The sequence below is a fragment of the Deinococcus planocerae genome, assembly GCF_002869765.1.
GTDB lineage: Bacteria > Deinococcota > Deinococci > Deinococcales > Deinococcaceae > Deinococcus > Deinococcus planocerae.
Genome location: NZ_PNOR01000025.1, coordinates 41,791 through 64,355 on the forward strand (window position 1 = coordinate 41,791; position 22,565 = coordinate 64,355).

General features: G+C 69.6%; 24 protein-coding genes. 14 read left to right on the top strand and 10 right to left on the bottom strand.

The window, feature by feature from the left end; genetic code table 11:
- Nucleotides 1–38: 38 nt before the first annotated feature.
- On the top strand, nt 39–410 hold the full coding sequence (locus tag A7B18_RS21505; RefSeq protein WP_146009551.1) for a hypothetical protein: 372 nt from the start codon (nt 39–41) through the stop codon (nt 408–410).
- Nucleotides 411–546: 136 nt separating this feature from the next.
- Here the strand turns inward: A7B18_RS21505 and A7B18_RS14610 are convergent, their stop codons facing one another.
- The 7 genes from A7B18_RS14610 to A7B18_RS14640 form a co-directional block, all read right to left on the bottom strand.
- Nucleotides 547–981: a disulfide bond formation protein B gene (locus A7B18_RS14610; protein ID WP_102127433.1), complete on the bottom strand. Its 435-nt coding sequence runs from the start codon at nt 979–981 to the stop codon at nt 547–549.
- Nucleotides 982–990: 9 nt separating this feature from the next.
- Nucleotides 991–1,680, bottom strand: a complete 690-nt coding sequence (locus A7B18_RS14615) for a DsbA family protein (protein WP_102127434.1) — start codon at nt 1,678–1,680, stop codon at nt 991–993.
- Nucleotides 1,681–1,953: 273 nt separating this feature from the next.
- Complete coding sequence (locus tag A7B18_RS14620) at nt 1,954–2,709, bottom strand: hypothetical protein (protein ID WP_245872901.1); 756 nt, start codon at nt 2,707–2,709, stop codon at nt 1,954–1,956.
- Nucleotides 2,706–5,735, bottom strand: coding sequence for an excinuclease ABC subunit UvrA (uvrA, locus tag A7B18_RS14625; protein ID WP_102127435.1), 3,030 nt, complete (start codon nt 5,733–5,735; stop codon nt 2,706–2,708). The genes A7B18_RS14620 and uvrA overlap by 4 nt, the downstream gene beginning before the upstream one ends.
- A gap of 265 nt (nt 5,736–6,000) precedes the next feature.
- Nucleotides 6,001–7,116 (bottom strand): BMP family lipoprotein, encoded by a 1,116-nt coding sequence (locus tag A7B18_RS14630; RefSeq protein WP_102127436.1) that lies wholly within the window; start codon nt 7,114–7,116, stop codon nt 6,001–6,003.
- Nucleotides 7,117–7,493: 377 nt separating this feature from the next.
- Nucleotides 7,494–7,937: a DoxX family protein gene (locus A7B18_RS14635; RefSeq protein WP_102127437.1), complete on the bottom strand. Its 444-nt coding sequence runs from the start codon at nt 7,935–7,937 to the stop codon at nt 7,494–7,496.
- 80 nt (nt 7,938–8,017) lie between these two features.
- On the bottom strand, nt 8,018–9,133 hold the full coding sequence (locus A7B18_RS14640) for a BMP family lipoprotein (RefSeq protein WP_102127438.1): 1,116 nt from the start codon (nt 9,131–9,133) through the stop codon (nt 8,018–8,020).
- 221 nt (nt 9,134–9,354) lie between these two features.
- Here A7B18_RS14640 and A7B18_RS14645 point away from each other — a divergent pair, with 221 nt between their 5' ends.
- The 7 genes from A7B18_RS14645 (at nt 9,355) to A7B18_RS14675 (ending at nt 14,942) form a co-directional block, all read left to right on the top strand.
- On the top strand, nt 9,355–9,762 hold the full coding sequence (locus A7B18_RS14645; RefSeq protein ID WP_281260164.1) for a VOC family protein: 408 nt from the start codon (nt 9,355–9,357) through the stop codon (nt 9,760–9,762).
- Nucleotides 9,763–9,810: 48 nt separating this feature from the next.
- Nucleotides 9,811–11,865, top strand: a complete 2,055-nt coding sequence (gene ligA, locus A7B18_RS14650) for an NAD-dependent DNA ligase LigA (RefSeq protein WP_102127440.1) — start codon at nt 9,811–9,813, stop codon at nt 11,863–11,865.
- A 178-nt stretch (nt 11,866–12,043) separates the two neighbouring features.
- Entirely contained in the window at nt 12,044–12,394 is a 351-nt protein-coding gene (locus A7B18_RS14655; protein ID WP_102127441.1) for an Asp23/Gls24 family envelope stress response protein, read from the top strand.
- Between the two features lie 130 nt (nt 12,395–12,524).
- Nucleotides 12,525–13,028 carry a transcription antitermination factor NusB gene (nusB, locus tag A7B18_RS14660; RefSeq protein WP_102127442.1) on the top strand — a complete coding sequence of 168 codons (504 nt, stop codon included), beginning with the start codon at nt 12,525–12,527 and terminating at the stop codon, nt 13,026–13,028.
- Nucleotides 13,025–13,888: a bifunctional methylenetetrahydrofolate dehydrogenase/methenyltetrahydrofolate cyclohydrolase FolD gene (folD, locus tag A7B18_RS14665; protein ID WP_102127443.1), complete on the top strand. Its 864-nt coding sequence runs from the start codon at nt 13,025–13,027 to the stop codon at nt 13,886–13,888. The genes nusB and folD overlap by 4 nt, the downstream gene beginning before the upstream one ends.
- Nucleotides 13,889–13,902: 14 nt before the next feature.
- Nucleotides 13,903–14,364: a divergent PAP2 family protein gene (locus tag A7B18_RS14670; protein ID WP_102127444.1), complete on the top strand. Its 462-nt coding sequence runs from the start codon at nt 13,903–13,905 to the stop codon at nt 14,362–14,364.
- Nucleotides 14,365–14,372: 8 nt separating this feature from the next.
- The gene (locus A7B18_RS14675) at nt 14,373–14,942 is read left to right on the top strand and encodes a class I SAM-dependent methyltransferase (RefSeq protein WP_102127445.1); all 570 of its coding nucleotides are present in this window, start codon (nt 14,373–14,375) and stop codon (nt 14,940–14,942) included.
- A 3-nt stretch (nt 14,943–14,945) separates the two neighbouring features.
- Here A7B18_RS14675 and A7B18_RS14680 read toward each other — a convergent pair whose 3' ends face one another.
- Nucleotides 14,946–15,323, bottom strand: coding sequence for an NADH-quinone oxidoreductase subunit 15 (locus tag A7B18_RS14680; RefSeq protein WP_102127446.1), 378 nt, complete (start codon nt 15,321–15,323; stop codon nt 14,946–14,948).
- 87 nt (nt 15,324–15,410) lie between these two features.
- Between A7B18_RS14680 and A7B18_RS14685 the strand changes: the two genes are divergently transcribed.
- Complete coding sequence (locus A7B18_RS14685) at nt 15,411–15,965, top strand: AAA family ATPase (protein ID WP_102127447.1); 555 nt, start codon at nt 15,411–15,413, stop codon at nt 15,963–15,965.
- On the opposite strand, the gene A7B18_RS14690 is transcribed toward A7B18_RS14685, so the two are convergent.
- Nucleotides 15,922–17,742: an alpha-amylase family glycosyl hydrolase gene (locus tag A7B18_RS14690; protein ID WP_102127448.1), complete on the bottom strand. Its 1,821-nt coding sequence runs from the start codon at nt 17,740–17,742 to the stop codon at nt 15,922–15,924. The genes A7B18_RS14685 and A7B18_RS14690 overlap by 44 nt on opposite strands.
- A gap of 243 nt (nt 17,743–17,985) precedes the next feature.
- Between A7B18_RS14690 and ispG the strand changes: the two genes are divergently transcribed.
- The 5 genes from ispG to A7B18_RS14715 all read left to right on the top strand — a co-directional run bounded on the left by ispG (nt 17,986) and on the right by A7B18_RS14715 (nt 21,126).
- Complete coding sequence (gene ispG, locus A7B18_RS14695; protein ID WP_102127449.1) at nt 17,986–19,212, top strand: flavodoxin-dependent (E)-4-hydroxy-3-methylbut-2-enyl-diphosphate synthase; 1,227 nt, start codon at nt 17,986–17,988, stop codon at nt 19,210–19,212.
- Nucleotides 19,213–19,509, top strand: a complete 297-nt coding sequence (locus tag A7B18_RS14700; RefSeq protein ID WP_102127450.1) for a DUF7710 domain-containing protein — start codon at nt 19,213–19,215, stop codon at nt 19,507–19,509. It begins immediately after the preceding gene.
- Between the two features lie 24 nt (nt 19,510–19,533).
- Nucleotides 19,534–20,229: a metallophosphoesterase family protein gene (locus A7B18_RS14705; protein WP_102127451.1), complete on the top strand. Its 696-nt coding sequence runs from the start codon at nt 19,534–19,536 to the stop codon at nt 20,227–20,229.
- 4 nt (nt 20,230–20,233) lie between these two features.
- Nucleotides 20,234–20,635 (top strand): DUF4259 domain-containing protein, encoded by a 402-nt coding sequence (locus A7B18_RS14710; RefSeq protein WP_102127452.1) that lies wholly within the window; start codon nt 20,234–20,236, stop codon nt 20,633–20,635.
- A 140-nt stretch (nt 20,636–20,775) separates the two neighbouring features.
- Nucleotides 20,776–21,126 carry a hypothetical protein gene (locus tag A7B18_RS14715; protein ID WP_102127453.1) on the top strand — a complete coding sequence of 117 codons (351 nt, stop codon included), beginning with the start codon at nt 20,776–20,778 and terminating at the stop codon, nt 21,124–21,126.
- Between the two features lie 6 nt (nt 21,127–21,132).
- On the opposite strand, the gene A7B18_RS14720 is transcribed toward A7B18_RS14715, so the two are convergent.
- Nucleotides 21,133–21,984, bottom strand: coding sequence for a M55 family metallopeptidase (locus tag A7B18_RS14720; RefSeq protein WP_102127454.1), 852 nt, complete (start codon nt 21,982–21,984; stop codon nt 21,133–21,135).
- Between the last annotated feature and the right edge of the window lie 581 nt (nt 21,985–22,565).

Here is a 22,565-nt window from a genome sequence, read left to right on the forward strand (position 1 = left end):
TGGTGCCTGTCCACGCCATTAAGTAGGATCAAGACGATATGAGTTTCGATCTGGCAGTGTGGCACTCGCCCATCCCTAAGAGCAGTCGTGAAGCGCAGACGATTTATGAGCAGCTCTGCGAGGGGGATTCGCAAGTCGATACCCTCCCTGAGCATGGGGTTGCCGGATTCTTGAGCGACATTTTCAGGACTTATCCCGCCCTGGAGGATTTAGCCGAGAAGGATCTTGACGACCCGAAGAAGGCGGTGTGGTCCGTAACACCGCAGGTCACAAGGGGAGGAGTCGTCTTTTCGATTCGATGGTCGGTCGCAGACGTTGTGGCTGATTTGATAGAGGAGCGGGCTTACCGATGGGGCTTGGTGGTCTACGACCCACAGGAAAAATATATAGTAATTCCGAATCGAGCCTAAATTTGTTCTAGGACATTCACTACAAAAATACTGTCACGCTGAGCATAGCGAGGCATCTCTAACCTGCCGACCGAGACCCTTCACTTCGTTCAGGGTGACACTTCTTCCGTCAAATGCTCTAAAACCCAATCGGCTCCTACAACCTCCGCTCCCGTCCCCAGCCGAGCAGCCCGACGATCAGCGTGAAGGCGATCAGGGCGAGGGCGGGGATGGTGAGGACCGAATTGAGGTTGGCGAGCGGCCCTCCCCACACCGGCCAGTGGACATTACAGGGCACGGAGGAAGCGGCGCTGCACACGCGCAGGGTCTCGATCACGCCCCAGTCTTCCAGGTTGTGCACGAGGGCGACGAGCCAGCCGAGCACGGCGAGGGGCACCGCGTAGGCCCGGATGCTCAGGTCGCCGCGCAGGGCCGCGATGCCCAGCAGCAGGGCGAGAGGGTACATGGCGACGCGCTGAAACCAGCACAGGACGCACGGCGCGAAGCCGCGCACCTCGCTGAAGTACAGGCTGCCCAGGGTGGCGGCGAGCGCCACGACCCAGGCAAGGTAAAGGCGGTTGTCGCGGGTCACGCCCGACCCTTACTGGAGGGCGGCGTCGATGGCGGCCCCGACGGTCGCCGCGTCGTAGCTCGGGAGGAGCTTGCCGTTCACGTAGATGCTGGGCGTGCCGCCGACTCCGGCCTCGCGCGCCTGCCGCTCGTCGGCGTCCACGGCGGCGGCGGTCTCGTCGTTGTCGAGACAGGTGTTGAAGCGGGCCTGATCGATGCCCTCGACGCTTCCGGCCAGCTCCTTGAGGCGGGCCTTGGTGGCCCAGACCTGACTTTCCGGACCCTGCGCGCGGAAGATGATCTGCCGCATCCGCTCGTGGGCCTCGCTGCCCCCCTGCACAAAAGCGCACTCGGCGGCCTGCGCGGCGAGCTTGCTGTCGTCCACCGGCAGGCGGGCCGCCTCGGCCAGGAAGGGGAAATTCAGCGAGACGAGCTTCGCCTTCCCGGTGTCGAGGTACTGCGAGCGAATCTGGGGCATGAACTCCTCCTCGAAGCGCTTGCAGTTGGGGCACTTGAAATCCTCGAACACCACCAGGGTGACGGGCGCGTCCTCCCGCCCGAGCACGGGCTGGCCCGTCAGGTCGAACCTGACCGTCTGCCCCTCCCCGGCGCTGGGCCTGCCGCGCACCGCGAACAGCGCGAGCGCGATGAGGACGGCGGCGATCAGCGTGCCGATCACGAGCACCGTGCGGCCCTGGTTGTTGCCCTGGAGTCTGGTCACCCCGGCAGTGTACCGCCGGCCCCCGTTAGAAATCCGGGCGCACGGGCTGGACTTCGCCGCCGGGGGGGAAAGCCCCGACCTCCTGTGTGCCGCGTCCCCGCGGCCCGCGGCGAGCGCGGTGAGGGCGCACGGCGAGGTCCCCGTGGGCCAGGCCGCCGGAGTTGAGCGTGGGCCGCGGGGGGTCACCCGCCCGCTGAAGGGCTGAGCCAGGGCGAAGGGGCCGGAGCGTTTCCACCCCGGCCCCTCCGGTCGGCCCCACCCCTGAGGCGAGCCTCAGCCGTGCCGCCCCGACTCCCGGTGGCTCCCCGGCAGGCCGACCTGCCCGTCCTCGGGCGCGGCGGTCACCGTGATGACCTCGGTGGCCGTCGTCACCGTCAGCGGCTCGGGCGAGGCCGGGGGGACGGGGGCCGCGCCCGCCGCGGGAACGGGCGTGGCAGGGGCCGACGCCAGCGCCGCGCGCCTCGCCCGTCTGCGCGCCGCGTACCGCCACGCCACCCCGACGAGCTGGCGCACGAAGCTGAAGGCCAGCCCGGCGAGCATGGCGGTCAGCGCCGTGCGCTGGAAGGTCGCGTTGGCGGGCAGGGTCAGCTCCGGGTCGAGCTTCGTGCCGTACCGCCCCACCGCCAGCAGCGGTAGCGCGAAGACGGCGGCGGCGAAGGGCAGCACGAAGGCCCCCCCCGAATGCTTCACGAGCAGCAGCGCGAGCAGGGCCCCGCCCACCAGCGGCACGATCACCGTCCACTGCGAGGTCAGCAGGCCCGGGACGAAAAACGGCAGCCCCCCCAGCGCGGCCCCCAGATAGCCGAACCACCCGCCGAACTCGTCCGCCAGGATGGTCAGCCCCACCCAGAAGAGCAGCCGCATGGGCCAGTCGGTCGGCGGCCAGGTCCACAGCAGGTACGCCAGCGCCGCCACTGCCGCGCAGCCACCGAGCAGCCGCAGTACGGTCCAGACCGGCGACACCCGCGCGGGGCCCGGGTTGAGGCGGGCCCGCCGTTTCGGTCGCGCCGGGGAGGCCGTCCCCGTCACGCGCCCACCGCCTTCTTCGCGCGGGGCTTCTTGTCGGGCACGGCGAGGGCGAGCTCCGCGTTCTCGGGCGCCTCGGCGGGCACGATGCCCGGCACCCGGCGCAGGTACTCGCCCGTGTGGCTCGTGGGGTGGGCGGCCATCTGCTCGGGCGTCCCCGTCGCCACCACCGTCCCGCCCCGGATGCCGCCCTCCGGCCCCAGGTCGATGAGGTGGTCGGCGCACTTCATCACGTCGAGGTTGTGCTCGATCACCAGCAGGGTGTTGCCGCCCTCCACCAGCCGTTGCAGCACCTCCATCAGCTTGCGAACGTCCTCGAAGTGCAGCCCCGTCGTCGGCTCGTCGAGGATGTAGATCGTCTTCCCGGTCGCCCGCTTGCTGAGTTCCGTGGCGAGCTTGATGCGCTGCGCCTCGCCGCCGGAGAGCGTGGTCGAGGGCTGCCCGATCCGCATGTAGCCCAGCCCCACGTCGCACAGCAGCGTCATCTTGCGCTCGATGCCGGGGATGTTCTCGAAAAAGGCGCGGGCGTCCTCCACCGTCAGGTCGAGCACCTCGGAGATCGTCTTGCCGTTGTACTTGACCTCCAGCGTCTCGCGGTTGTAGCGCGCCCCCTTGCAGACCTCGCACGGCACGTAGATGTCGGGGAGGAAATTCATCTCGATCTTCATCACCCCGTCGCCCTTGCAGTGCTCGCAGCGTCCGCCCTTGACGTTGAAGGAGAAACGACCCGACTGGTAGCCGCGCCTCCGCGCTTCCGGCGTCCGGGTGAAGAGGTCGCGGATCTCGGTGAAGACGCCCGTGTACGTCGCCGGGTTGCTCCTCGGCGTCCGCCCGATGGGGCTCTGGTCGATCTCGATCACCTTGTCGAGGTGCTCCATCCCCTCGATGCGGTCGTAGCGCCCTGGCGTCGTCTTCGCCCGGTTGAGCTCGCGGGCGAGGGTCGCGTGCAGGATGTCGTGGATCAGCGTGGACTTGCCCGACCCCGAAGGCCCAGTCACGACCGTCATCGTCCCCAGCGGGATGTCGATGCTCACGTTCCTGAGGTTGTGCTCGCGGGCGCCGATCACCTTGAGCCGCTTGCCGTTCCCGCGCCTGCGGGTGGCGGGCACCTCGATCTTCAGCTCGCCGCGCAGGTACTTGCCCGTCAGGCTGCCCTCGTTCTCCCGCACCTGCTCAGGTGTCCCGACCGCCACGATCTCGCCGCCGTGCACGCCCGCGCCCGGCCCCATGTCCACGAGATAATCCGCCTCCAGCATGGTGTCCTCGTCGTGCTCGACGACGATCAGGGTGTTGCCCAGGTCGCGCAGGTTCTTCAGCGTGCCGATCAGGCGCCCGTTGTCCTTGGGGTGCAGGCCGATGGAGGGCTCGTCGAGGACGTACAGCACACCCGTCAGCCCCGAGCCGACCTGCGTGGCGAGGCGGATGCGCTGCGCCTCCCCGCCCGAGAGGGTGTTCGCCGTGCGGTCGAGGCTGAGGTAATCGAGCCCCACGTCCACCAGGAACCTCAACCGGGTGCGGATCGCCCGCAGGATCGGTTCCCCGACCGCCGCCCCGAACTCGTTCAGGCCGTACTCGTAGCGCCGGGGCGGGTGCGCCCTCGCCGTGCCGCCGAGGTGCCCGTGGAGGTGGGGCTCGATGGCCGCGTGGTCGAGAGCGCCCGCCTGGAGGCCCTGGAAGAAGGCGTCCGACTCCAGCACGCTCATGCCGCTCGCCTGCGAGATGTTCAGGCCGCCCACCCGCACCGCCAGGATCTCGGGCTTGTACCGGGTGCCGTCGCAGGTCGGGCAGGGGCGCAGCTCCATCATCTCCTCGAGCTTCTCGCGCATGAACTCCGACTCGGTGTCGGCAAATCTCCGCTCCAGGTTGGGCAGGACGCCCTCGAACTCGGTCGTGAAGCGCATCGTCTCCTTGCCGCCCCGCCGGTAGATCACCTCGAAGGGCTCGCCCGGCCCGTGCAGGATCGCGTGCTTGGCCTTCTCGGGCAGGTCGCGCCACGGCGTCTTGAGGTCGAACTCCAGGTGCTCGGCGAGCGCCTTGAGCTTGTCCCAGTAGTACACGCCGCCGCCCGTGCCCTTCTTGCTCCAGGGGAGGATCGCCCCCTCCGCGACGCTCAGGTTCTCGTCCACCACCAGGTCCGGCGAGAACTCCTGCTTGCTCCCCAGCCCCGCGCAGTCGCCGCACGCGCCGTAGGGGTTGTTGAAGGAAAAGGAGCGCGGTTCGAGTTCCTCCAGCACGCTGCCGTGCTCCGGGCAGGCGAACTTCTCGGAAAAGAGTTCTTCCAGCGGTGTGCCCCCCTCGCCCGCGTCGGGCATCAGGACGCGCAGCAGCCCCTCGCCCCGCCGCAGCCCGAGTTCCACGCTCTCCGCGATGCGGCTGCGGTCGGACTCGCGCAGGGTCACTCGGTCCACCACCACGTCCACGTCGTGCTTCTCGAACTTCTCCAGCTTGAGCTTCTCGGCCTCCTCCAGCTCGTAGAGGGTGCCGTCCACCCGCACGCGCGCGAAGCCCTCGCGCCGCAGGTCAGCGAGCAGCTTGCGGTACTCGCCCTTGCGCCCACGCACGACCGGGGCGAGGAGGATCGCGCGCGTGTCCCCGAACTGCGCGAGCAATCGGTCCGTGATCTCGCTCGGCGACTGCTTCTCGATCTTGCGCCCGCAGACCGGGCAGTACGGGGTGCCCACCCGCGCGTACAGCAGGCGCAGATAGTCGTGTATCTCGGTGACGGTGCCGACCGTGCTCCTGGGGTTGTGGCTCGTCGTCTTCTGGTCGATGGAGATGGCGGGCGAGAGCCCCTCGATGGCCTCCACGTCGGGCTTTTCCATCAGGCCGAGGAACTGGCGGGCGTAGGCGCTTAAGCTCTCGACGTAGCGCCGCTGGCCCTCGGCGTAGATCGTGTCGAAGGCGAGCGTGCTCTTGCCGCTGCCCGACACGCCCGTGATCACCACGAACTTGTCGCGCGGCAGCTCGACCGTCACGTTCTTGAGGTTGTGCTCCCGCGCCCCGCGCACCACTAGGTTCTGGTTCTGCAAACTCAGGCTCCTTTGAGGGCGGCGCCGTGTCGGTGGGGCTAAATCCACCTTCCGCTCGCCGCGAGGGGTTCTGTTGACCGCGTAAGGACCGGGGGCCCCTTCGCTCTGAAACAGGCCATTCTAACACCCCGGAAGGGGTGGGCGTGCGGCTGGGAGACGGGAGGGGCGGGCACGACCTTAACCGTGGCCTCCGCCTCTTTCGCGGAGAACCAGGCTGGAGGAGAGAGGCGGCCATGCCGAACCGCCCCAACCGAATGTTCCGACACTACCGGGTGGGCACCTTGATCCGGCCCGCGATGATTCCAGCCTTGACGGCCTCAATGCGCAGGACCTGGGCGGGGGAGATCAGGGCGCGGTTGTACCGGTCCACCGCGTACCCGACGCCACCCTCCCTGAGTCCGAGACGGCGCACGCCCCCCTTGAATTCGCCGTCCCGGACCTCCCGGATCAGGGCATACACGGCGTTGTCCGCCCGCTTCATCATCGAGGTCAGGCCGTGGTTGAGGGTGGCGGGGTTCCGGTCGAAGTCGCCCTGCGGGTTCTGGTTGCGGTCCACGCCGATGAAGAAGAGGGGCCGGGTGTCGTCCGCGCAGGCCCTCTGGTAAGCGGCGCTTTTGGGCACGCGGGCGAAGTTGTTCGACTTGAATCTCGCGCCCGCCGGGAGGTCCGCCGCCCGGAGGCACTGGGTCTGCCGCACGTAGTCGATGACCCCGTTCCCACTCGCCCCCGCCGCCGTGAAGAGGATGTCCGCCCCCCGGGCCCGCAGGGAGGCCGCGACCTCCTTCGCCTTGCCGGGGTTGGTCCAGGCGTCGGGGGTGGTGCCCAGATACTGCGTGACGACGCGCGCTCCCGGGTAGGCCGCCCTCACGCCCGCCGTGTACCCGGCCTCGAAGCGGTGGACCGCCGGCACGTCCATGCCGCCCACGAAGCCCACGACGCCCGTGCTGGTGTTCAGCCCGGCGAGGTACCCCACCAGGTAGCTGCCCTGCTCGTCGGCGAAGGTCAGGCTGGCGACGTTCGGGGCGGGGCTCACGTCGTCCACCAGACCGAAGTGCAACTCCGGGTTCTCCCGGGCGACCTGGGTGACCGAGGCGTTGCTGACCGTGCCCAGCCCGACGGTGAGGTCAAAGCCCTCGCGTGCGAAGGCGCGGATGCCCCCCACGACCTGGCTGGGGTCCCCGGCCTCGAAGTCCTTGACCTGCACGCCCAGAGTTCTGGCGGCCCGCTGGCCCCCCTCGTAGGCGGCCTGGTTGAAGCTTCCGTCGAACTTGCCCCCCGCGTGGAAGGCCATGCCCACCCGCACGGTGTCCTGCGCGAGGGTGAGGGGCGAGGCGGCGAGGGCGGTGGTAACGGCCAGCGTCAGCGTCAGCAATCTTTTCATTCGGTGTCCTCGGTCCGTAGGAAAGTCGGGGGCTCTCGGTCTCGTTCGAGCCTTGGCCGGAGTGTAGGGGAGGCCCGGTCAACGCAAAGATGGAGGGCGCCGGGAGCGTGTGACGGACGAAGAGGCTCGCCCGCCGCCCCACGTCGCAGCGCATCAGCATGGTCATCTGGAGCGCCAGCGAAACATCCCCAGATGTTGGGACCCTGCGCTTTGCCCAGGGTGACAGGCTTTGTGGACCCCGCCCCGGAGCGTTTGACGGAAGAATGGGTCCCCTGACTTGGAAAGGTGCGAAGCAGAGTGCGGCGAAGGGCTCAGCCTGACGGCGTTGCCGGGTCACACGCTCCGGGGCCGCCTGATGAACAGGCGCCGGGAGCGTCTCAAGCCTTCCCCTTCCTGGCGGGGTGTTTCGCCTGGGCCCTGGGCGGGGGAGACGGCCTCCGGCCCCCCAACGAGAGCCACCCCGGCCCGCCCAGCGCCACCGCCGCACAGCCGACGAGCAGCAGCAGGGGCAGTTCCACCCCGCGCGGCGCGAAAAACCCGCCCTCCCGGTGGACGAACCAGATCGCCGCCAGCATCTGGGCCCCCAGGGCCGCCGCGATGGGCCGAGCGCCGAGCCCGAGCACGATGAGCACCCCACCTGCGAGTTCCAGCACGGCGACGAGCGGGGCGGTGAGGAGGGGGAGGGGCACCCCCCAGCCTCCGAACTGTGCGGTGACCGCCTCCAGCCCCGTCCCGAAAATCTTGTCGGCCCCGTGCCAAGCAAAGACCACGCCGACGCCCGCGCGCACCAGGGCGAGCGCGACCTCGGGCTGGCGGTTCATGGGGGGCAGTCTACCCCTCCCCACAAAGCAAGAAGAGAGGCGAGCCGCGTGGGCCCGCCTCCCTGAAGGGGACGTCCGGGTTACTTCGTGGGCACCTTGATCCGGCCCGCGATGATGCCAGCCTTGGCGGCCTCGACGCGGGCGACCTGAGCGCTGGGGATCAGGGCGCGGTTGTACTGGTCGACCGCGTAGCCCACGCCGCCTTCCTTGAGGCCGAATCGGCGCTCACCGCCCCGGAAGCGGTTGTTCTTCACGTCGTTGATCAGCGAGTACACGGCGTTGTCCACCCGCTTGAGCATGGAGGTCAGGCCGTGGTTCATGGTGGCGGGGTTCTTGTCGAAGTCGCCGAGGTAGTTCTGGTTGGAGTCCACGCCGATGAAGAACATCGGGCGGGTGTTGGCCGCGCACGCCTGACGGTAGGAGGCGCTCTTCGCGACATTGGCGAAGTTGTTCGAGGCAAAGCGCACGCCGCTCGGAAGCTGGTTGGCCTTGAGGCACTGGGTCTGCCGCACGTAGTCGATCACGCCGTTGCCGCTCGCCCCCGCCGCCGCGAAGAGGATGTCCGCGCCCCGGGCGCGCATGGAGGCCGCGATCTCCTTGGCCTTGCCGGGGTTGTTCCAGGCTTCCGGCGTGGTGCCGACGTACTGGGCGATCACGCGGGCGCGGGGGTTGGCGGCCTTGACGCCCGCCGTGTACCCGGCCTCGAACTTGTGGATCAGGGGGATGTCCATGCCGCCGACAAAACCCACCACGCCCGTCGAGGAATTCAGCCCCGCGAGGTAGCCCACCAGGTAGCTGCCCTCCTGCTCGGCGAAGACGAGGCTCGCCACGTTCTTCTGCGGGCTCACGTCGTCCACGAGGCCGAAGTACAGGTCGGGGTTCTCCTTGGCGACCTGCGTGATGGAGGCGTTGTTCGCAAAGCCCACGCCGACGGTGAGGTCGAAGCCCTCGTTGGCGAAGGAGCGGATGCCCTGAATCACCTGGCTGGGGTCGCCGGGCTCGAAGTCCTTGAGCTGCACGCCGAGGTTCTTGACGGCGCGCGCCCCGCCCTCGTAGGCACTCTGGTTGAAGGAGCGGTCGAACTTGCCGCCCGCGTCGTAGGCCATGCCCACGCGCAGGGCGCCCTGCGCCTGGCCGAGGGGCGAGGCGGCGAGGGTGGTGGTGAGGGCCAGGGCCAGCGTCAGAAATTTCTTCATTCGGTATCCTCCGAGGAAGGGGATCGGGTGTTCTTGATTTTGCTTGAACCCAGTCCAGAGTATACGGGATGAAGTGGCGTCTCTGAGTTGTAGCTCTCTCAAGATGGGCTGAGACGGGTGAGAGACGACGGCACAATTGCACGCGCTTCTTTCAGCCTCCGCCCCCTCCGCCGCCCCCGCGTCAGGATGGGGGGCGTGCCCGCCCCCGCATCGTCCCCGAGCTGTGTACCTCCGACTTCGCCGCCTCGCTGGACTTCTACACGCGGGTTCCCGGCTTCCGGGTCGTCTATGCCCGCCGCGAGGACCGCTTCGCCTCCCTCGACCTGGACGGGGCGGAGCTGATGCTGGGGCAGACGACCGACCCGGCGCGGACCTTCATCGCCGGGGAGTTGGAACACCCCTTCGGGCGCGGCCTGCACCTCCAGATCGAGGTGGAGGATGTGGAGACGAGGTACGGGCGGATTCTTCAGGAGGAAAGCCGGGTCCTCCTGCCCCTCGAAGACCGCTGGTATCGGCAGGGGGACCGGGAGGCCGGGAACCGTCGGTTCGTGGTGCTGGACCCGGGCGGATACGTCCTGCGGCCCTTCGAGTCCCTGGGCACGCGGCGAGTGGCGGCCTCCCGAGACTGAAGGAAAGCGCACCCGCCCCCATTCGACCCCGGTGCTACGCTTCCCCTCATGGATCAAGCCGTCCCAGACACGTCCGCCGCCGTCCACGCCGATGTCACGGAGGAACAGTACCGCGCCCTGCGCGCCGAGGTCGAGCACCACGCTCGCGCGTACCACGAGCAGGACGCCCCCGAGATTCCCGATGACGTGTACGACCGGATGGTGCGGGAACTGCGGGCGATGGAGGAACTGCACCCCGAGTGGGCCGTCGGCGAGACCCCCACCGGACAGGTCGGCGGGGCGCCCAGCGGGGCCTTCCAGCACGTCAACCACCCCACCCCCATGACCAGCCTCGACAACGTGTTCGACGACGAGGAGTTGAGCGAGTGGCAGGAGAAGCTGGCCCGCGCGCTGAACCTCCCCCCCGACTACGACGGGTTCACCTACACCGGCGAACTCAAGATCGACGGCCTGAGCGTGAACCTCTACTACGTGGACGGCGTGCTCCAGTGGGGCGCCACCCGCGGCAACGGCGTGACGGGCGAGATGGTGACCGAGCAGGTCCTCACCGTGCCGGGCATCCCGCGCACCCTGCCGGGGCTGAAGGGGGAACTGGAGGTGCGCGGCGAGGTCTACCTCTCGCGGGCCGACTTCGCCGCCTACAACGCGCGGGCGGAGGAGCTGGGCACGCCTCTCCTCAAGAATCCCCGCAACGGCGCCGCCGGGGCGCTGCGGCAGAAGGACCCGGAGGTGACCCGCAGCCGCAACCTGGGGGCGCTGTTCTACAGCCTGGGCAAACGGGACGGGGTGCCCGTGCGGTCGCAGTCGGAATTGCTGACCTGGCTCGCCGGGCACGGCTTCCCCACCAGCCGTTACACGGAGACCTTCACCGGGACCCTGGCCGCCGCCGACTACCACCGCCGGATGACCGAGGGGCGCGCGGGCTTCGAGTTCGATGCGGACGGCACCGTCCTGAAGCTCGATTCCCTCAACCTCCAGGACGAGGCGGGCTTCACCAGCCGGGCGCCGCGGTGGGCCATCGCCTACAAATTCCCGGTGGAGGAGGTCGAGACGGTCCTCGAACACATCGTCATCAACGTGGGCCGCACCGGGAAACTCGCGCCGCTGGCGCACCTCTCTCCGCGGCTGATCGAGGGGAGCACCGTCAGCCGCGCGACGTTGCACAACGAGGACTACATCGCAGGCATGGACCTGCGAATCGGGGACACGGTGGTCGTCCGCAAGTCGGGCGGCGTGATCCCCCAGATCATGCGGGTGGTCCTGGAGAGGCGGCCCGAGGGCGCGGTGCCCTTCGAGTTCCCCACCCACTGCCCCGAGTGTGCTCATGAGGCGGTGCGGGCGGAGGGGGACGCGAACACCTACTGCCCCAACCCCGCCTGCCCGGCCCAGCAGTACGAGCGGCTGCGCTACTTCGTGAGCAAGGGGGCAATGGACGTGCGCGGGCTGGGCGACCGCATGATCGAGCAACTCCTCAGCGTGGGCCTGGTGAAGGACGCCGCCGACCTCTACACGCTGAGCGCCGAGCAACTCGCCGAGCTGGAGCGCAGCGGCGAGAAGAAGGCGGCGAACGTTCTCGCCCAACTGGAGGCGAGCAAGACCCGGCCCCTGTGGAGATTGATCAACGCCCTCGGGATTTCTCACGTCGGGGAGCGGGGTGCGCAGACCCTCGCCCGCGAGTTCGGGACGCTCGACGCGTTGCTGGCCGCCACACCCGAGCGGATCGAGGCGATCTCGGGGATGGGCGCCACCCTCGCGGGGAGTGTGACCGCCGCGCTGACCGACGAGAACATGCGGGGGCTCCTGCGCCGCCTGCGTGAGCACGGGGTCAACCCGGTCGAGGAGAGCGTGGAGCGCGGCGCCGCTCTGGCGGGCCTGAACTTCGTGATCACCGGGTCTCTCTCCCGCCCCCGCGAGGAGATCAAGGCCCTGCTGGAGCGCGAGGGCGCCCGCGTGACGGGCAGCGTGACGAAGAAGACCGACTACCTCATCGCCGGGGAGGACGCGGGCAGCAAGCTCGACCGGGCGCGCGAGCTGGAGACGGAGGTGCTGGACGAGGCGGGGCTCGCGGCGCTGCTGGAGGAACGGGGAGTGGTGAGTGGGTAGTGGTCCGTGGTGCTTGCCCCGCTGGGCCACCGGAGTGGCGCACTTGCCAGATGGGGAGGCCGGCATCCACGATCCACCCACCACTGCCCACTGACCACTCACGGCGCAGCCCTCCCCCGCTACACTGTCTCCCGTTGCCGGGCTGCCCCAGAGTCGCGGCCCACCGGAGGCGAGAAGCATGGAAGTGGAGATCAGCAGGAGTGTCCTGACGGACATCGCGCAGACGACCCTCGACGGGATCGAGGGCATCGAGGTCGCGCCCGCGAGCCTCAGGCCCAGCGAGGTCGGGGAGGCCTTACGCCAGCAGGGTGGGGGACCGCGCCGCCCCCGGTCCCTCAGGGTGAGCCGCGACGGGCAGAACGTGACCGTGGACGTGGGATTGAACGTGGAGTACGGGCGCAACCTCGTCGGGGTGGCGCGGCAGGCGCAGCAGGCGGTGGCCGAGAACGTGGAGCTGATGACCGGCCTGAAGGTGCGGGCCGTGAACGTGACGGTGCTGGGCGTGACCCTGCCGAAGGGGAACGCTTGACTCCCCTTCCGCTCCACTCCGGGCCTGCCGGGAATGCGCAGTCATGCCCTGCGTTTCACGAAAGGGGAGCCGGCTCCTGCTCGCTCCGCTCGGGGAAGCAGGCGTCACGCGCCTGCTTCCCGGAGGAAGTATGACCCGCCGCCGCGAGAAAGCCGCCCAGCCCGTCGGCACCCGCCGCGCCGCCCGCGAGTTCGCCTTCCGGGTGCTGTTCGAGGCCGAGCGGGGCAACGTGCCGCTCGACGCCGTGTTCACCCGCGCCGAGGGCGCCATGCGCGAGGGGGACGACACCTTCCCGAAGCTCAACGAGGAGGCCCTCGCTTTTGCGCGGCAGCTCGTGGACGGACTCAGGGACCACCGCGACGACCTCGACGGGACGCTGCACCGCACCATTCGCGGCTGGAGCTTCGAGCAGATGGCCCAGACCGACCTCAACATCCTGCGGCTGGCGACCTTTGAGCTCATGTACACGCCCGAGCCGCACCCGCCCGTCATCGAGAGCGCCGTGCGCATCGCCCGCAAGTTCGGCGGCGAGGACTCGGGCCGCTTCGTGAACGGGGTGCTGGCGGGCCTGAGCCGCGGCCTGAACACTGCCCCGAAGGCCGCGCAGGGGGACGAGGCGGAGGGGCAGGGGTGACGGCCACGACCGCCCGCGTCCTCGCCGGACCCCCCGCCGCGGCGGCGCTGCTCGCCTCCGTCTGCGCCCGCGCCGCCCGGCTGCCCTCCCCGCCGACCCTCGTGATGGTGCGGCTCGGCGACGACCCCGCCAGCGTGAGCTACGTGCGCGGCAAGGACCGCAAGGCGCGCGAGGTGGGGCTCAGGAGCACCGTCCACGCCCTGCCCGAGACGACCCCGCAGGCCGACCTCCTCGCCCTGATCGCCGAGCTGAACGCGGACGAGTCGGTGAACGGCATCCTCGTCCAGCTTCCCCTGCCGCCGCACGTCAACGAGCAGGCCGTCCTCCACGCCATCGACCCGCGCAAGGACGTGGACGGCTTCCACCCGGTCAACGTGGGGGAGCTGTGGGCGGGGCGCGGGGGCCTGACCCCCTGCACGCCCGCCGGGATCATGTTCCTGCTGGAGCACTACGGCATCCCCGTTGCCGGGCAGCGCGCGGTGATCGTGGGCCGCAGCCACATCGTCGGGCGACCGATGGCGGCGCTGCTCCTGAACGCCGACGCGACCGTCACCGTCGCCCACAGTCGCACCCGCGACCTGGGTGCGGTGACGCGGGAGGCCGACCTCCTGATCGCCGCCGTGGGCCGCCCGCACCTGATCACCCCGGAGATGGTGAAGCCGGGGGCGACCGTGATCGACGTGGGCATCAACCGCGTTGTGGACCCTGACGGCAAGGCGCGCCTGACGGGCGACGTCCACCCGGACGTGGCGGGGGTGGCGGGGGCCCTCACACCGGTGCCGGGAGGTGTGGGCCCGATGACGATTGCTCAGCTCCTGGCGAACACGGTGACGGCGGCGTCACGGCAGGCGGCACGCTAGACTCCTTCCCGCGTGTGAACACCTCCTTCGATGACCTCCTCGGGAACCGCTGGCTGTGGACCGCCGTCCTCTCCTCGACGGGCGCGCAGGTCGTCAAAGTTCTCCTGATCCTCCTCGTCGAGCGCCGCTGGCGCCCCATCGCCGCGATGGAAACGGGCGGGATGCCCAGCAGCCACTCCGCGATGGTCGCCGCCCTCTCCACCGGCGTGGCCCTCACCCAGGGCCTCGGCAGCCCCCTGTTCGCCGCGAGTGCCGTCTTCGCCCTGATCGTCATGTACGACGCCACCGGCGTGCGCCACTCCAGCGGCGTGCAGGCCCGGCTGCTCAACGAACTCGTGGAGGAACTGCGCGCCGTCGTCCGCGAGGGCTTTGCGCCGCTGCCGCTGAAGGTGCTCCTCGGGCACACGTACCTGGAGGTACTGGTGGGTACCCTGATCGGGATCGGCGCGGGCTTCGTGGCCTTCCGGGTGCTGTGAGGCGACCCGTGACCCCCGACTCCGAACCCCTGCGGGTCATCATCGGCGCAGGAGAGCAGCGGTGGGAGGGCTGGATTCCCACCCAGCGAGAAGACCTCGACCTCCTCGACCGCTCGACCTGGGAGGCGTGGTTCGGTGAGCGACGGGCCGACGCCCTGCTGTGCGAGCACGTCTGGGAACACCTGACCGAGGACGAGGGCCGCGCCGCCGCCCGGCTGTGCTTCGAGTTCCTGAGGCCCGGCGGCCTCCTGCGCTGCGCCGTCCCCGACGCCAACTTTCCCGACGCGGAATACCAGCGTACCGTGCAGGTGGGCGGTCCCGGCCCGGCGGACCACCCCGCCGCCGACCACAGGATCGTGTACGACCACCGCCGCTTCGCCGACGTGTTCCGGAGCGCGGGCTTCACGGTCGAATTGCTCGAATACTGCGACGACGATGGCCGCTTTCACGCCCAGCCGTGGGACGTGGCGACGGGTCCGATCTACCGCTCGCTGCGCCTCGACCACCGCAACCGGGAGGGACGCCTGGGCTTCGTCTCCCTGATTCTGGACGCGAGGAAGCCGCCGGACGCGCGGTAAAGCCTACGCCACCCCCTTCATCGCCCCGTCGAGAATCAACCCCAGCCGGTCGCGGGTGAAGGGGCGCTTGCCCTCCAGCAATCCGCGCTCGCCCGCGTGCAGGTGCCAGTGTTTGCTGCCGCCCATCAGCCGTAAAGACACGCCCTTCAGGTCCACATGCCGGGGGCTGACCGCCGCGACGAGGAGAGGCTGGCCGCCCGTCGTCAGGGCCACGCTCATGACGGTGGTGGGCAGGTCGTAGGGGCGCTCCATGCGGTAGATGTAGTCGGGGAAGTCGGCGACCTTCTGGAAGGCCAGACCCCGCGCGGCGGCCTCCGCCTCCAGCCAGCCCAGAAGCTCGACCCACTGCGCGTACAGGTGCCCGTCGGATGCGTGTGCCATGTGGAAACGAGTGTAACAAGCGCGGCGGGGGAGGGGTCGGTCATTTCGCCGATGCCTTTCCACGGCCCGGCGTGCTCTCCTCCCCCCATGCGGCGTGTCCTCGTCACCGGAACCACGGGCAGCGGCAAGACGACCCTCGCCCGCGCCCTGGCCGCCCGCCTGGGCCTGCCGCACGGCGAGCAGGACGCCTGGAACCACCTCCCCGGCTGGCAGGAGGCGCCGCCGGAGCAGTTTCGCGCGCAGGTGGACGCCTTGACCGCGCAGCCCGCCTGGGTGATGGACGGCAACTACAGCAAGGCCCGCGACCTGGGCTGGACGCGGGCCGACACGCTGGTGTGGCTGGATTACCCGGCCCCGCTCGTCTTCTGGAGGTTGCTGCGGCGCACCGTGCGGCGGGGCCTGACCCGCGAGGAGCTGTGGAACGGCAACCGCGAGCACCTGGGAGTCAACCTCCTGACCCGGAACGGCATCCTCGCCTGGTTTTTCCGCACCCACTGGAAGCGGCGCCGGGAGATGCCCGGCCTCGTCGCGGGGTATCCGCACCTCCGGGTCGTGCGGCTGCGCTCCCCCCGCGAGGCCGACCGCTGGCTCGCCTCCCTCATCCCTGAAGCAGCATCCGTCCCCCCGCCGCGTTCAGCCTGACCTCGCCGCCCTCAAGCACCTCTCCGCTCAGCCCGTCCCGCCACTCGCCTCCCGGGAGGGTGAGGGTGACCTCGTGCCCCTCCCCGCGGCGGCTGGCAAGCACGACCGCCCGCTCTGCCCGCCCGTCCGCGTGCGTGAACTCGCGCAGGAAGGCCATCGCGTCCGGCTCCGCGTGCAGGAAGCGGAGGTTCCCCTCTTGCAGGACGTGCGTCTCGCGGCGCAGGTGGATGAGGGCCCGGACCCTCGCCCGCAACTCCTGATCCCACCTCGCCTCGTCCCAGGGCATGCTCTCGCGGCACCACGGCATCTGGCCGCGCGTGTGCTGTGAGAGGCCGATCTCCGAGCCGTAGTACGTGCAGGGCACGCCCGCGTACCCCATCAGAAGCGTGAAGGCGGCCAGGAAGCGGGTGCGGTCGTCGTCTACACGTTTGAGAGCCCGCGAGATGTCGTGCGACTCCAGGAGGTTGAACATGCTCAGCGCGACCTGGGGCGGCAGGGCGTGGTAGGCGTCCCAGAGGATGTCGGCGAGTTCTACCCCATCCAGGCGGCTCGGCTCGCCCAGGTGCGTCTCGCCGCTGAGCCACTGCATCACCGGCAGGCCGAAGCCGTGGTAGTTCATCGCCCCGTCCTCGCCCCGCCCGTCGAGCGCGTGCTCGGGGTCGTAGAAGCGTTCGCCGAAGACGTAGGCGTCCGGTCTCTCTTCCCGCGCCGCCGCCTTGAGAGCCCGGTGCAGCGGGAGGTTGTCCTCGTCCGTTCCCCCCGTCCCGATCATGTGCGCCACGTCGAGTCGCCAGCCCGCCGCCCCCTGCCGCAGCCAGTGGCGCACGACGCTCTCCTCGCCGCTGAAGAACTCCTGCACCGCGAATTCGTTGCGGTAGTCGATCTTCGGCAGGGTCGGCACGTCGAAAAAGGCGTGGTAGGACGGCTTGCCCGGCTCGTCCCGCCAGGTGAAAAGGGCCCGCTCGGGGGCGTCCTCCCGCTCCAGCGCCGCCCGGAACAGCCCGTTCTCGTTGCCCATGTGGTTGAACACGCCGTCGAGCACGAGGCGGATGCCCGCCTCACCCGCCGCCGCCGACAGCTCCTCCCACGCCGCGTCCCCTCCCAGGTGCGGGTCCACGTGCCGGTAGTTGCTGATGTCGTAGCGGTGATTCGACGGGCTGACGAAGATCGGGGTGAGCCACAGGGCGTTCACGCCGAGGTCTTGCAGGTACGGAAGGGCCTGCGTGACCCCCTGGAGGTCGCCGCCGTAGTGCGCGTGCACGTCGCCCGACTTCGTGATGGGCGAGCCCCACTCGGCGTGCTCGACGGGCCGCCCGGCGTACAGGTACTCGCCCGTCCGCACGTCGTTCGCGGGGTCGCCGTTGCGGAAGCGGTCGGGGAAGATCTGGTAGAAGACGCTGCGCCACGCCCACTCGGGCGAGACGTGCCCCGCGAGGTACTGGAACCAGTTGCGGAAGCCCCGCCGCGAGTGGTGCAACCCCAGCCCGGTGAGGTTGAGGTGGTCGTCGGGGAAGAGGAGCAGCCAGGCGTAACGGACCCTCGCCTCGTGGACGGGCAGCTCGGCCTCGAACCAGCGGCCTTCTCCGCCCAGCCCCGTCACCTCCCGCGCCGGGAGCAACTCGACCTCACCCACCCGCACGAGCTTGAGTTTGACCTCGGTGACCGGGAGCGTCACCCGGACCCGGATGCGGACCGTCTCGCCGACCTCCGCGCCCAGCCGTTCGGTGTAACCCGGCGTGTGGTCGTGCTGTGCCTCTCCCGCCCAGTTCGTGTTCATCCCTCTGCCCTCCACGGTTCTGTCTCAAGAGCCGCCCGGCACGGTCCCTCCTGTTTCATCCACAGGAGGTCGTGCCGGGCGGGCAAGCGTTGCCTTCGGGTTGTCGCGCTCGGAGCCGGGCCCCGAACCGTGCCGCAAGTCTGAAGGGGAGGGGGCGCCCGGTCAAGGGGGCGGGCGGCGGGCTTCCCGGAAAATCCCCTCCCCGCCTGAAACGTCCCGGCCCCGCGCACGTAGACTGGGGCCATGACCGCCCGCCGCCAGACCGTCACCACCTGGGTGGGGAACGTGCCCGTGGGGAGCGCCCACCCCGTTGTCGTGCAGTCCATGACGAACACCGACACCGCCAACGCCGAGGCCACCGCGATCCAGGTCGCCCAGCTCGCCCGCGCCGGGTCCGAGATCGTCCGCGTGACCGTGAACACCCGCGAGGCCGCTGCCGCCCTTCCCGAGATCGTCGCCCGGCTCCACGAGGTCGGCATCGACGTGCCCATCGTCGGCGACTTCCACTACAACGGCCACATCCTCCTCGCCGAGTTCCCCGAGACCGCCCGTCTCCTCGCCAAGTACCGGATCAACCCCGGCAACGTCGGCGCGGGGCAGCACCACGACGCCAACTTCGCCACGATGATCGAGGTCGCCAAGGCGTTCGGCAAACCCGTCCGCATCGGCGTGAACTGGGGGTCCCTCGATCAACAGGTCCTCGCCCGGTTGATGGACGAGAACGCCCGGCGCGGCAGCCCCAAGAGCGGCACCGACGTGATGATCGACGCGATGGTCGTCTCGGCCCTGGAGTCGGCCCGCTACGCCGAGAAACTCGGCCTCCCGCACGACAAAATCATCATCTCCGTCAAGGTCAGCTCCGCCCCCGAGCTGTGGCAGGTCTACCGCCAGCTCGCGCCGCTGTGCGACTACCCCCTGCACCTCGGCCTGACGGAGGCGGGCATGGGCATGAAGGGCATCGTCGCTTCGAGCGTGGCGCTCGCTCCCCTCCTCGTGGACGGCATCGGCGACACCATCCGTGTTTCGCTGACCCCCGAGCCCGGCGCCCCCCGCAAGCTGGAGGTGGAGGTCGCCCAGCAGATGCTCCAGAGCCTCGGCCTGCGTCAGTTCCTCCCCCAGGTGACCTCCTGCCCGGGCTGCGGGCGCACGACCTCCACCTTCTTTCAGGAACTCGCCCAGAAGATTCAGGACTACATCCGGGACGCGATGCCCGTCTGGAAGGCGAGGTACCCCGGCGTCGAGGAGATGCAGGTGGCCGTGATGGGCTGCATCGTGAACGGCCCCGGCGAGAGCAAGCACGCCAACATCGGCATTTCCCTGCCCGGCACGGGCGAGGACCCGCGCGCGCCGGTATACCAGGACGGCAAGCTGCTGACGACGCTGCGGGGGCCGCGCATCGCCGAGGACTTTCAGGAGTTGCTGGAGCGGTACGTGGAGGAGCGGTACGGTCGGGAGCGGGCGGGCGTCTGAATGGTGCAGGAACGGGCCGGGGTGTGGGTGTTCATGGGCTTGGGGGCTCAGCACCCTGCCGCCGTGTTCACGACGCGGGAACGGGCCGAAGCCTGGGTCCGTGAACACGGCCTGGCAGGCACGCTGACGTGGTACCCGCTCGACATCAGCGTGTACGACTGGGTGGTCGGCGAGGGCAAGTTCAAGCCCAAGCCCGAGCATGAGACGCCGAAGTTCCGGGCACGGTTCTCCTCGGCGTACCAGCCGCATCACCACTACGAGAACGATGACCCCTTTCCATTCGCGGAGAAAGGGTAACGGCTCCTCTTCGTAGAATTCCCCATGCGCCTTGCCCTGATCGCCGACGTTCACGCCAACGTGTACGCGCTGGATGCCGTGCTGGAAGATATTGCCCGCCAGGACGTGGATGCCACGGTGAACCTCGGAGACACCGTGTGGGGCAATGTCGATCCCGCAGGCACGGTGGAGCGGCTGATGGCCTTTCCCGGCGTGCGCGGCAACCACGACGAGGAACAGGACGTTGCGCACCCTGATTTACAGCTCTCCACCACACAGCAGGCATTTCTGGCGGGCTTGCCCCTCACGCTGACCCTTGATGACGTGTTCTGTTGTCACGGGACGCCGACCAGCAATACCACCCACCTGATGCTGACCGTCACGCCGCAGGGGGCGAGACCCGCCACCATCCCGGAGATTCAGGCGCGGCTCGGGAACATCCGTGCGGCTGTGGTTGCCTGCGCGCACACCCACTTACCCCGCGTGGTGCAGCTTCCCGGTGGGCCTCTCGTTGTCAATCCCGGGAGCGTCGGGCTCCCCGCCTACGACGCTGCCCCTGATCCCTACGTCGTGGAAAATTTCAGCCCGCACGCGCGCTACGCCACGCTCACCCAGACGCGCGCGGGCTGGGAGGTTCGTTTCCACGCCGTCCCCTACGACCATGAACGGGCGGCGCGGGAAACCGAAAGGAAGGGCCGCCCTGACCGTGCCCACTGGCTACGAAGTGGGCTGGCAGAATGACCCCATGAACGTCTGGGGCATCGGCAGTTTCGAGAACGAAGTGGGCGCGGCCTTCGCGGAGGAAGTGGTGCAGGACGGCGCCGTCGCCCTCGCCGAGGCGTTCGACGTGGCCCTCGACCCCGACGCCGACTTTCTGGCCGCCGAGGAGGGCCACCGCGCCCTCGCCGCCGCTGAGGTGCTGGCCGCCGGGCTGACGGGCGACACTGAGCGCGTTACGGACGCCGGTCTGCGGGCGTGGCTCTCGGGCGCCCACCCCGCCGACCTCGAACCCCTGCGCGACCTGGGCCGCGCCGCCGTCGAGCGTGTGCTCGGCCCGGACAGCGAACTCCCCGACCTGTGGGCCGACGAGGAGGACGCGGCGGTGTGGCGGGCGGATGTGGGGCGGCTGCTCGTGGCGTTGAGGTAGGGGAGTCTTTGCGCGGCGACGATGCGAGTGTTCTGGACCCCCTCGTAATGCAGCGTTACGGCCCGGTTCGGCTGGCCCCGGCTGAAGTTGCGGCTCACTTGAGCAAGTTGGCGAGAAGGCAGGATTGGACCCTGGAAAGGGTGGAGCCGTCCAGTCTGCAAAGTTTCGAGAGCACGCGATGGTATGACCAGTACGGCAACCCCCTCGGTATCACCTTGAGTCGCGGCAGTGTGGTGGCCGTGGTCCCCGAAGGGGATGAGGGAGCGTTTGGGGAACCGCGCACCTATCAATCGGACGGCCCCCTGTTCGCCGCCCTGAGCGCGGACGGCCTCCTGATCCTGCCAGAGCCGGAGTGGCTCGCCTCCCCCCTGACCGCCGGGGAACTGGAAGCCCTCCTGGCGTCCAGGCAGGGCAACGGGTGGGAAGCCTACAGCGTGCGTCACTGGAAACCGGCCTCACGGGGCGCCGCCCTTTTCAACTTCTGGGATTGACCGCCCTCACCCGTCCAGCCGCACCTCCGCCACCTTCGCCAGCATCCGGAAGGTCTGGAAGAGATGCAGGGCATCCGGGCTCTCCCACGCGACGGTCACGCCGTCCACCCGCTCCACGCCCGGCACCCGCTCGCACTGGTCGGCGCGGGCCTGGTGGTTGAAGGCGAGTTCGGCGCGGGCGGGCCAGGAGGTCGTGTACGGTCTGGCCTCATGTGCGGCGCGGACGGCCTTCTCCGCTCCCTCCCGAATCCGGCGCCGGGCCTCGGCAGGGTGCAGGTGAACGGCGGCGAAGCTGCTCAGCCCCTCCTTGACCGCCACGCGCACGACCTCCTCACCCAGTTCGTCCCCGATCTCGGCCATCGCCACGTCGTCCCCCGCGGCGAAGACCACCGGAACGCCGTAATGCCCGGCGACGAGCGCGTTCAGGCCGTACTCGCCCGTGTCGCGCCCATTCACCCGCACGTTGCGGATAAAGCCGTTCCAGGTGTGGGCCAGCGGCCCCCGAACGCTGCCCGCCCGCGCGTGGTAGCCGACGAAGAGCAGCGCGCCCACCCCCGGTTCCTGCACCCCCTGCACCATGCTGAGCGGCTTATCGCTTCCGCTGGTGTAGCGCACCCCCTCGGGGAGGAGGTCGGGAAGCAGGTTGCGCATACCGTCGTGCGAGTCGTTGACAAGTATTCCGGTCGCGCCGCCCGCCAGGGCCCCCTGCGCTGCGGCGGCGGCCTCGCGCGTCATGCGTTCGCGCGCCGCCTGGTACTCGGTGCCGCTCACCAGCCCGCCGAACTCGGGGGGGCTGACCTGCACCCAGCTTGACACCCCGCACACGCCCTCCATGTCCACGCTGATCACGACGTTCACACCCGGGAGCGTAACAAAGTCAGCCCCCTCGGCGCCCCTCGGGAAGTACCCAACCACCTGCACGGTCTACCCTTCCGTCGTCGCGCGGTCCACGGTGAGCAGGCCACGCCGCCCCGTCGCGGACCGTAGCGCCCGAAATAGCGTGGACGGCGCCGGGCAGGACAGTGACCCGGGTATTCGGCGGCAACCGCTCCAGGCCGCCCCGCTCGGCGAGGAGGGAACGGACCGGCAGCGTGCCTGCCTCCCTTCCACGGGCCGAATACCGATGAACGGCCCCGGGTCGCGGTCCAGCCGGACTTCCGACCGCGCCCCCGGATACGCGGCACGAGGAGCAGCGCGGCGAAGAGCAGGCGTCCGCGGGAGAGGAATCGGCGCGGTCTGGTCATGGTGACAGCGTAGGGGACAAAGGAAACGCCGCCCCCGTCTGGAAGCGGCGCCTGGAGAGAGGAGACTTAGCGGAGGTTGTTGTCGACGGGGAGGGCGGCGATGGCGCGGTGGGTGGCGGCGCCACGGGCACCGAGCAGCGAGAACAGCAGGGTCAACCCCGAGGCGAGCAGCCAGCCCAGCCCGGTGTTGCGGGC

Bases quoted from the DNA above. Each gene is read 5' to 3' on its own strand.
- A7B18_RS14635 (WP_102127437.1), bottom strand. From the start codon at position 7,937: ATGAACCGCCAGCCCGAGGTCGCGCTCGCCCTGGTGCGCGCGGGCGTC.
- A7B18_RS14685 (WP_102127447.1), top strand. From the start codon at position 15,411: ATGCGGCGTGTCCTCGTCACCGGAACCACGGGCAGCGGCAAGACGACC.
- A7B18_RS14680 (WP_102127446.1), bottom strand. From the start codon at position 15,323: ATGGCACACGCATCCGACGGGCACCTGTACGCGCAGTGGGTCGAGCTT.
- ispG (WP_102127449.1), top strand. From the start codon at position 17,986: ATGACCGCCCGCCGCCAGACCGTCACCACCTGGGTGGGGAACGTGCCC.
- nusB (WP_102127442.1), top strand. From the start codon at position 12,525: ATGACCCGCCGCCGCGAGAAAGCCGCCCAGCCCGTCGGCACCCGCCGC.
- A7B18_RS14690 (WP_102127448.1), bottom strand. From the start codon at position 17,742: ATGAACACGAACTGGGCGGGAGAGGCACAGCACGACCACACGCCGGGT.
- A7B18_RS14705 (WP_102127451.1), top strand. From the start codon at position 19,534: ATGCGCCTTGCCCTGATCGCCGACGTTCACGCCAACGTGTACGCGCTG.
- A7B18_RS14710 (WP_102127452.1), top strand. From the start codon at position 20,234: ATGAACGTCTGGGGCATCGGCAGTTTCGAGAACGAAGTGGGCGCGGCC.
- A7B18_RS14655 (WP_102127441.1), top strand. From the start codon at position 12,044: ATGGAAGTGGAGATCAGCAGGAGTGTCCTGACGGACATCGCGCAGACG.
- A7B18_RS14630 (WP_102127436.1), bottom strand. From the start codon at position 7,116: ATGAAAAGATTGCTGACGCTGACGCTGGCCGTTACCACCGCCCTCGCC.
- A7B18_RS21505 (WP_146009551.1), top strand. From the start codon at position 39: ATGAGTTTCGATCTGGCAGTGTGGCACTCGCCCATCCCTAAGAGCAGT.
- A7B18_RS14700 (WP_102127450.1), top strand. From the start codon at position 19,213: ATGGTGCAGGAACGGGCCGGGGTGTGGGTGTTCATGGGCTTGGGGGCT.
- A7B18_RS14640 (WP_102127438.1), bottom strand. From the start codon at position 9,133: ATGAAGAAATTTCTGACGCTGGCCCTGGCCCTCACCACCACCCTCGCC.
- ligA (WP_102127440.1), top strand. From the start codon at position 9,811: ATGGATCAAGCCGTCCCAGACACGTCCGCCGCCGTCCACGCCGATGTC.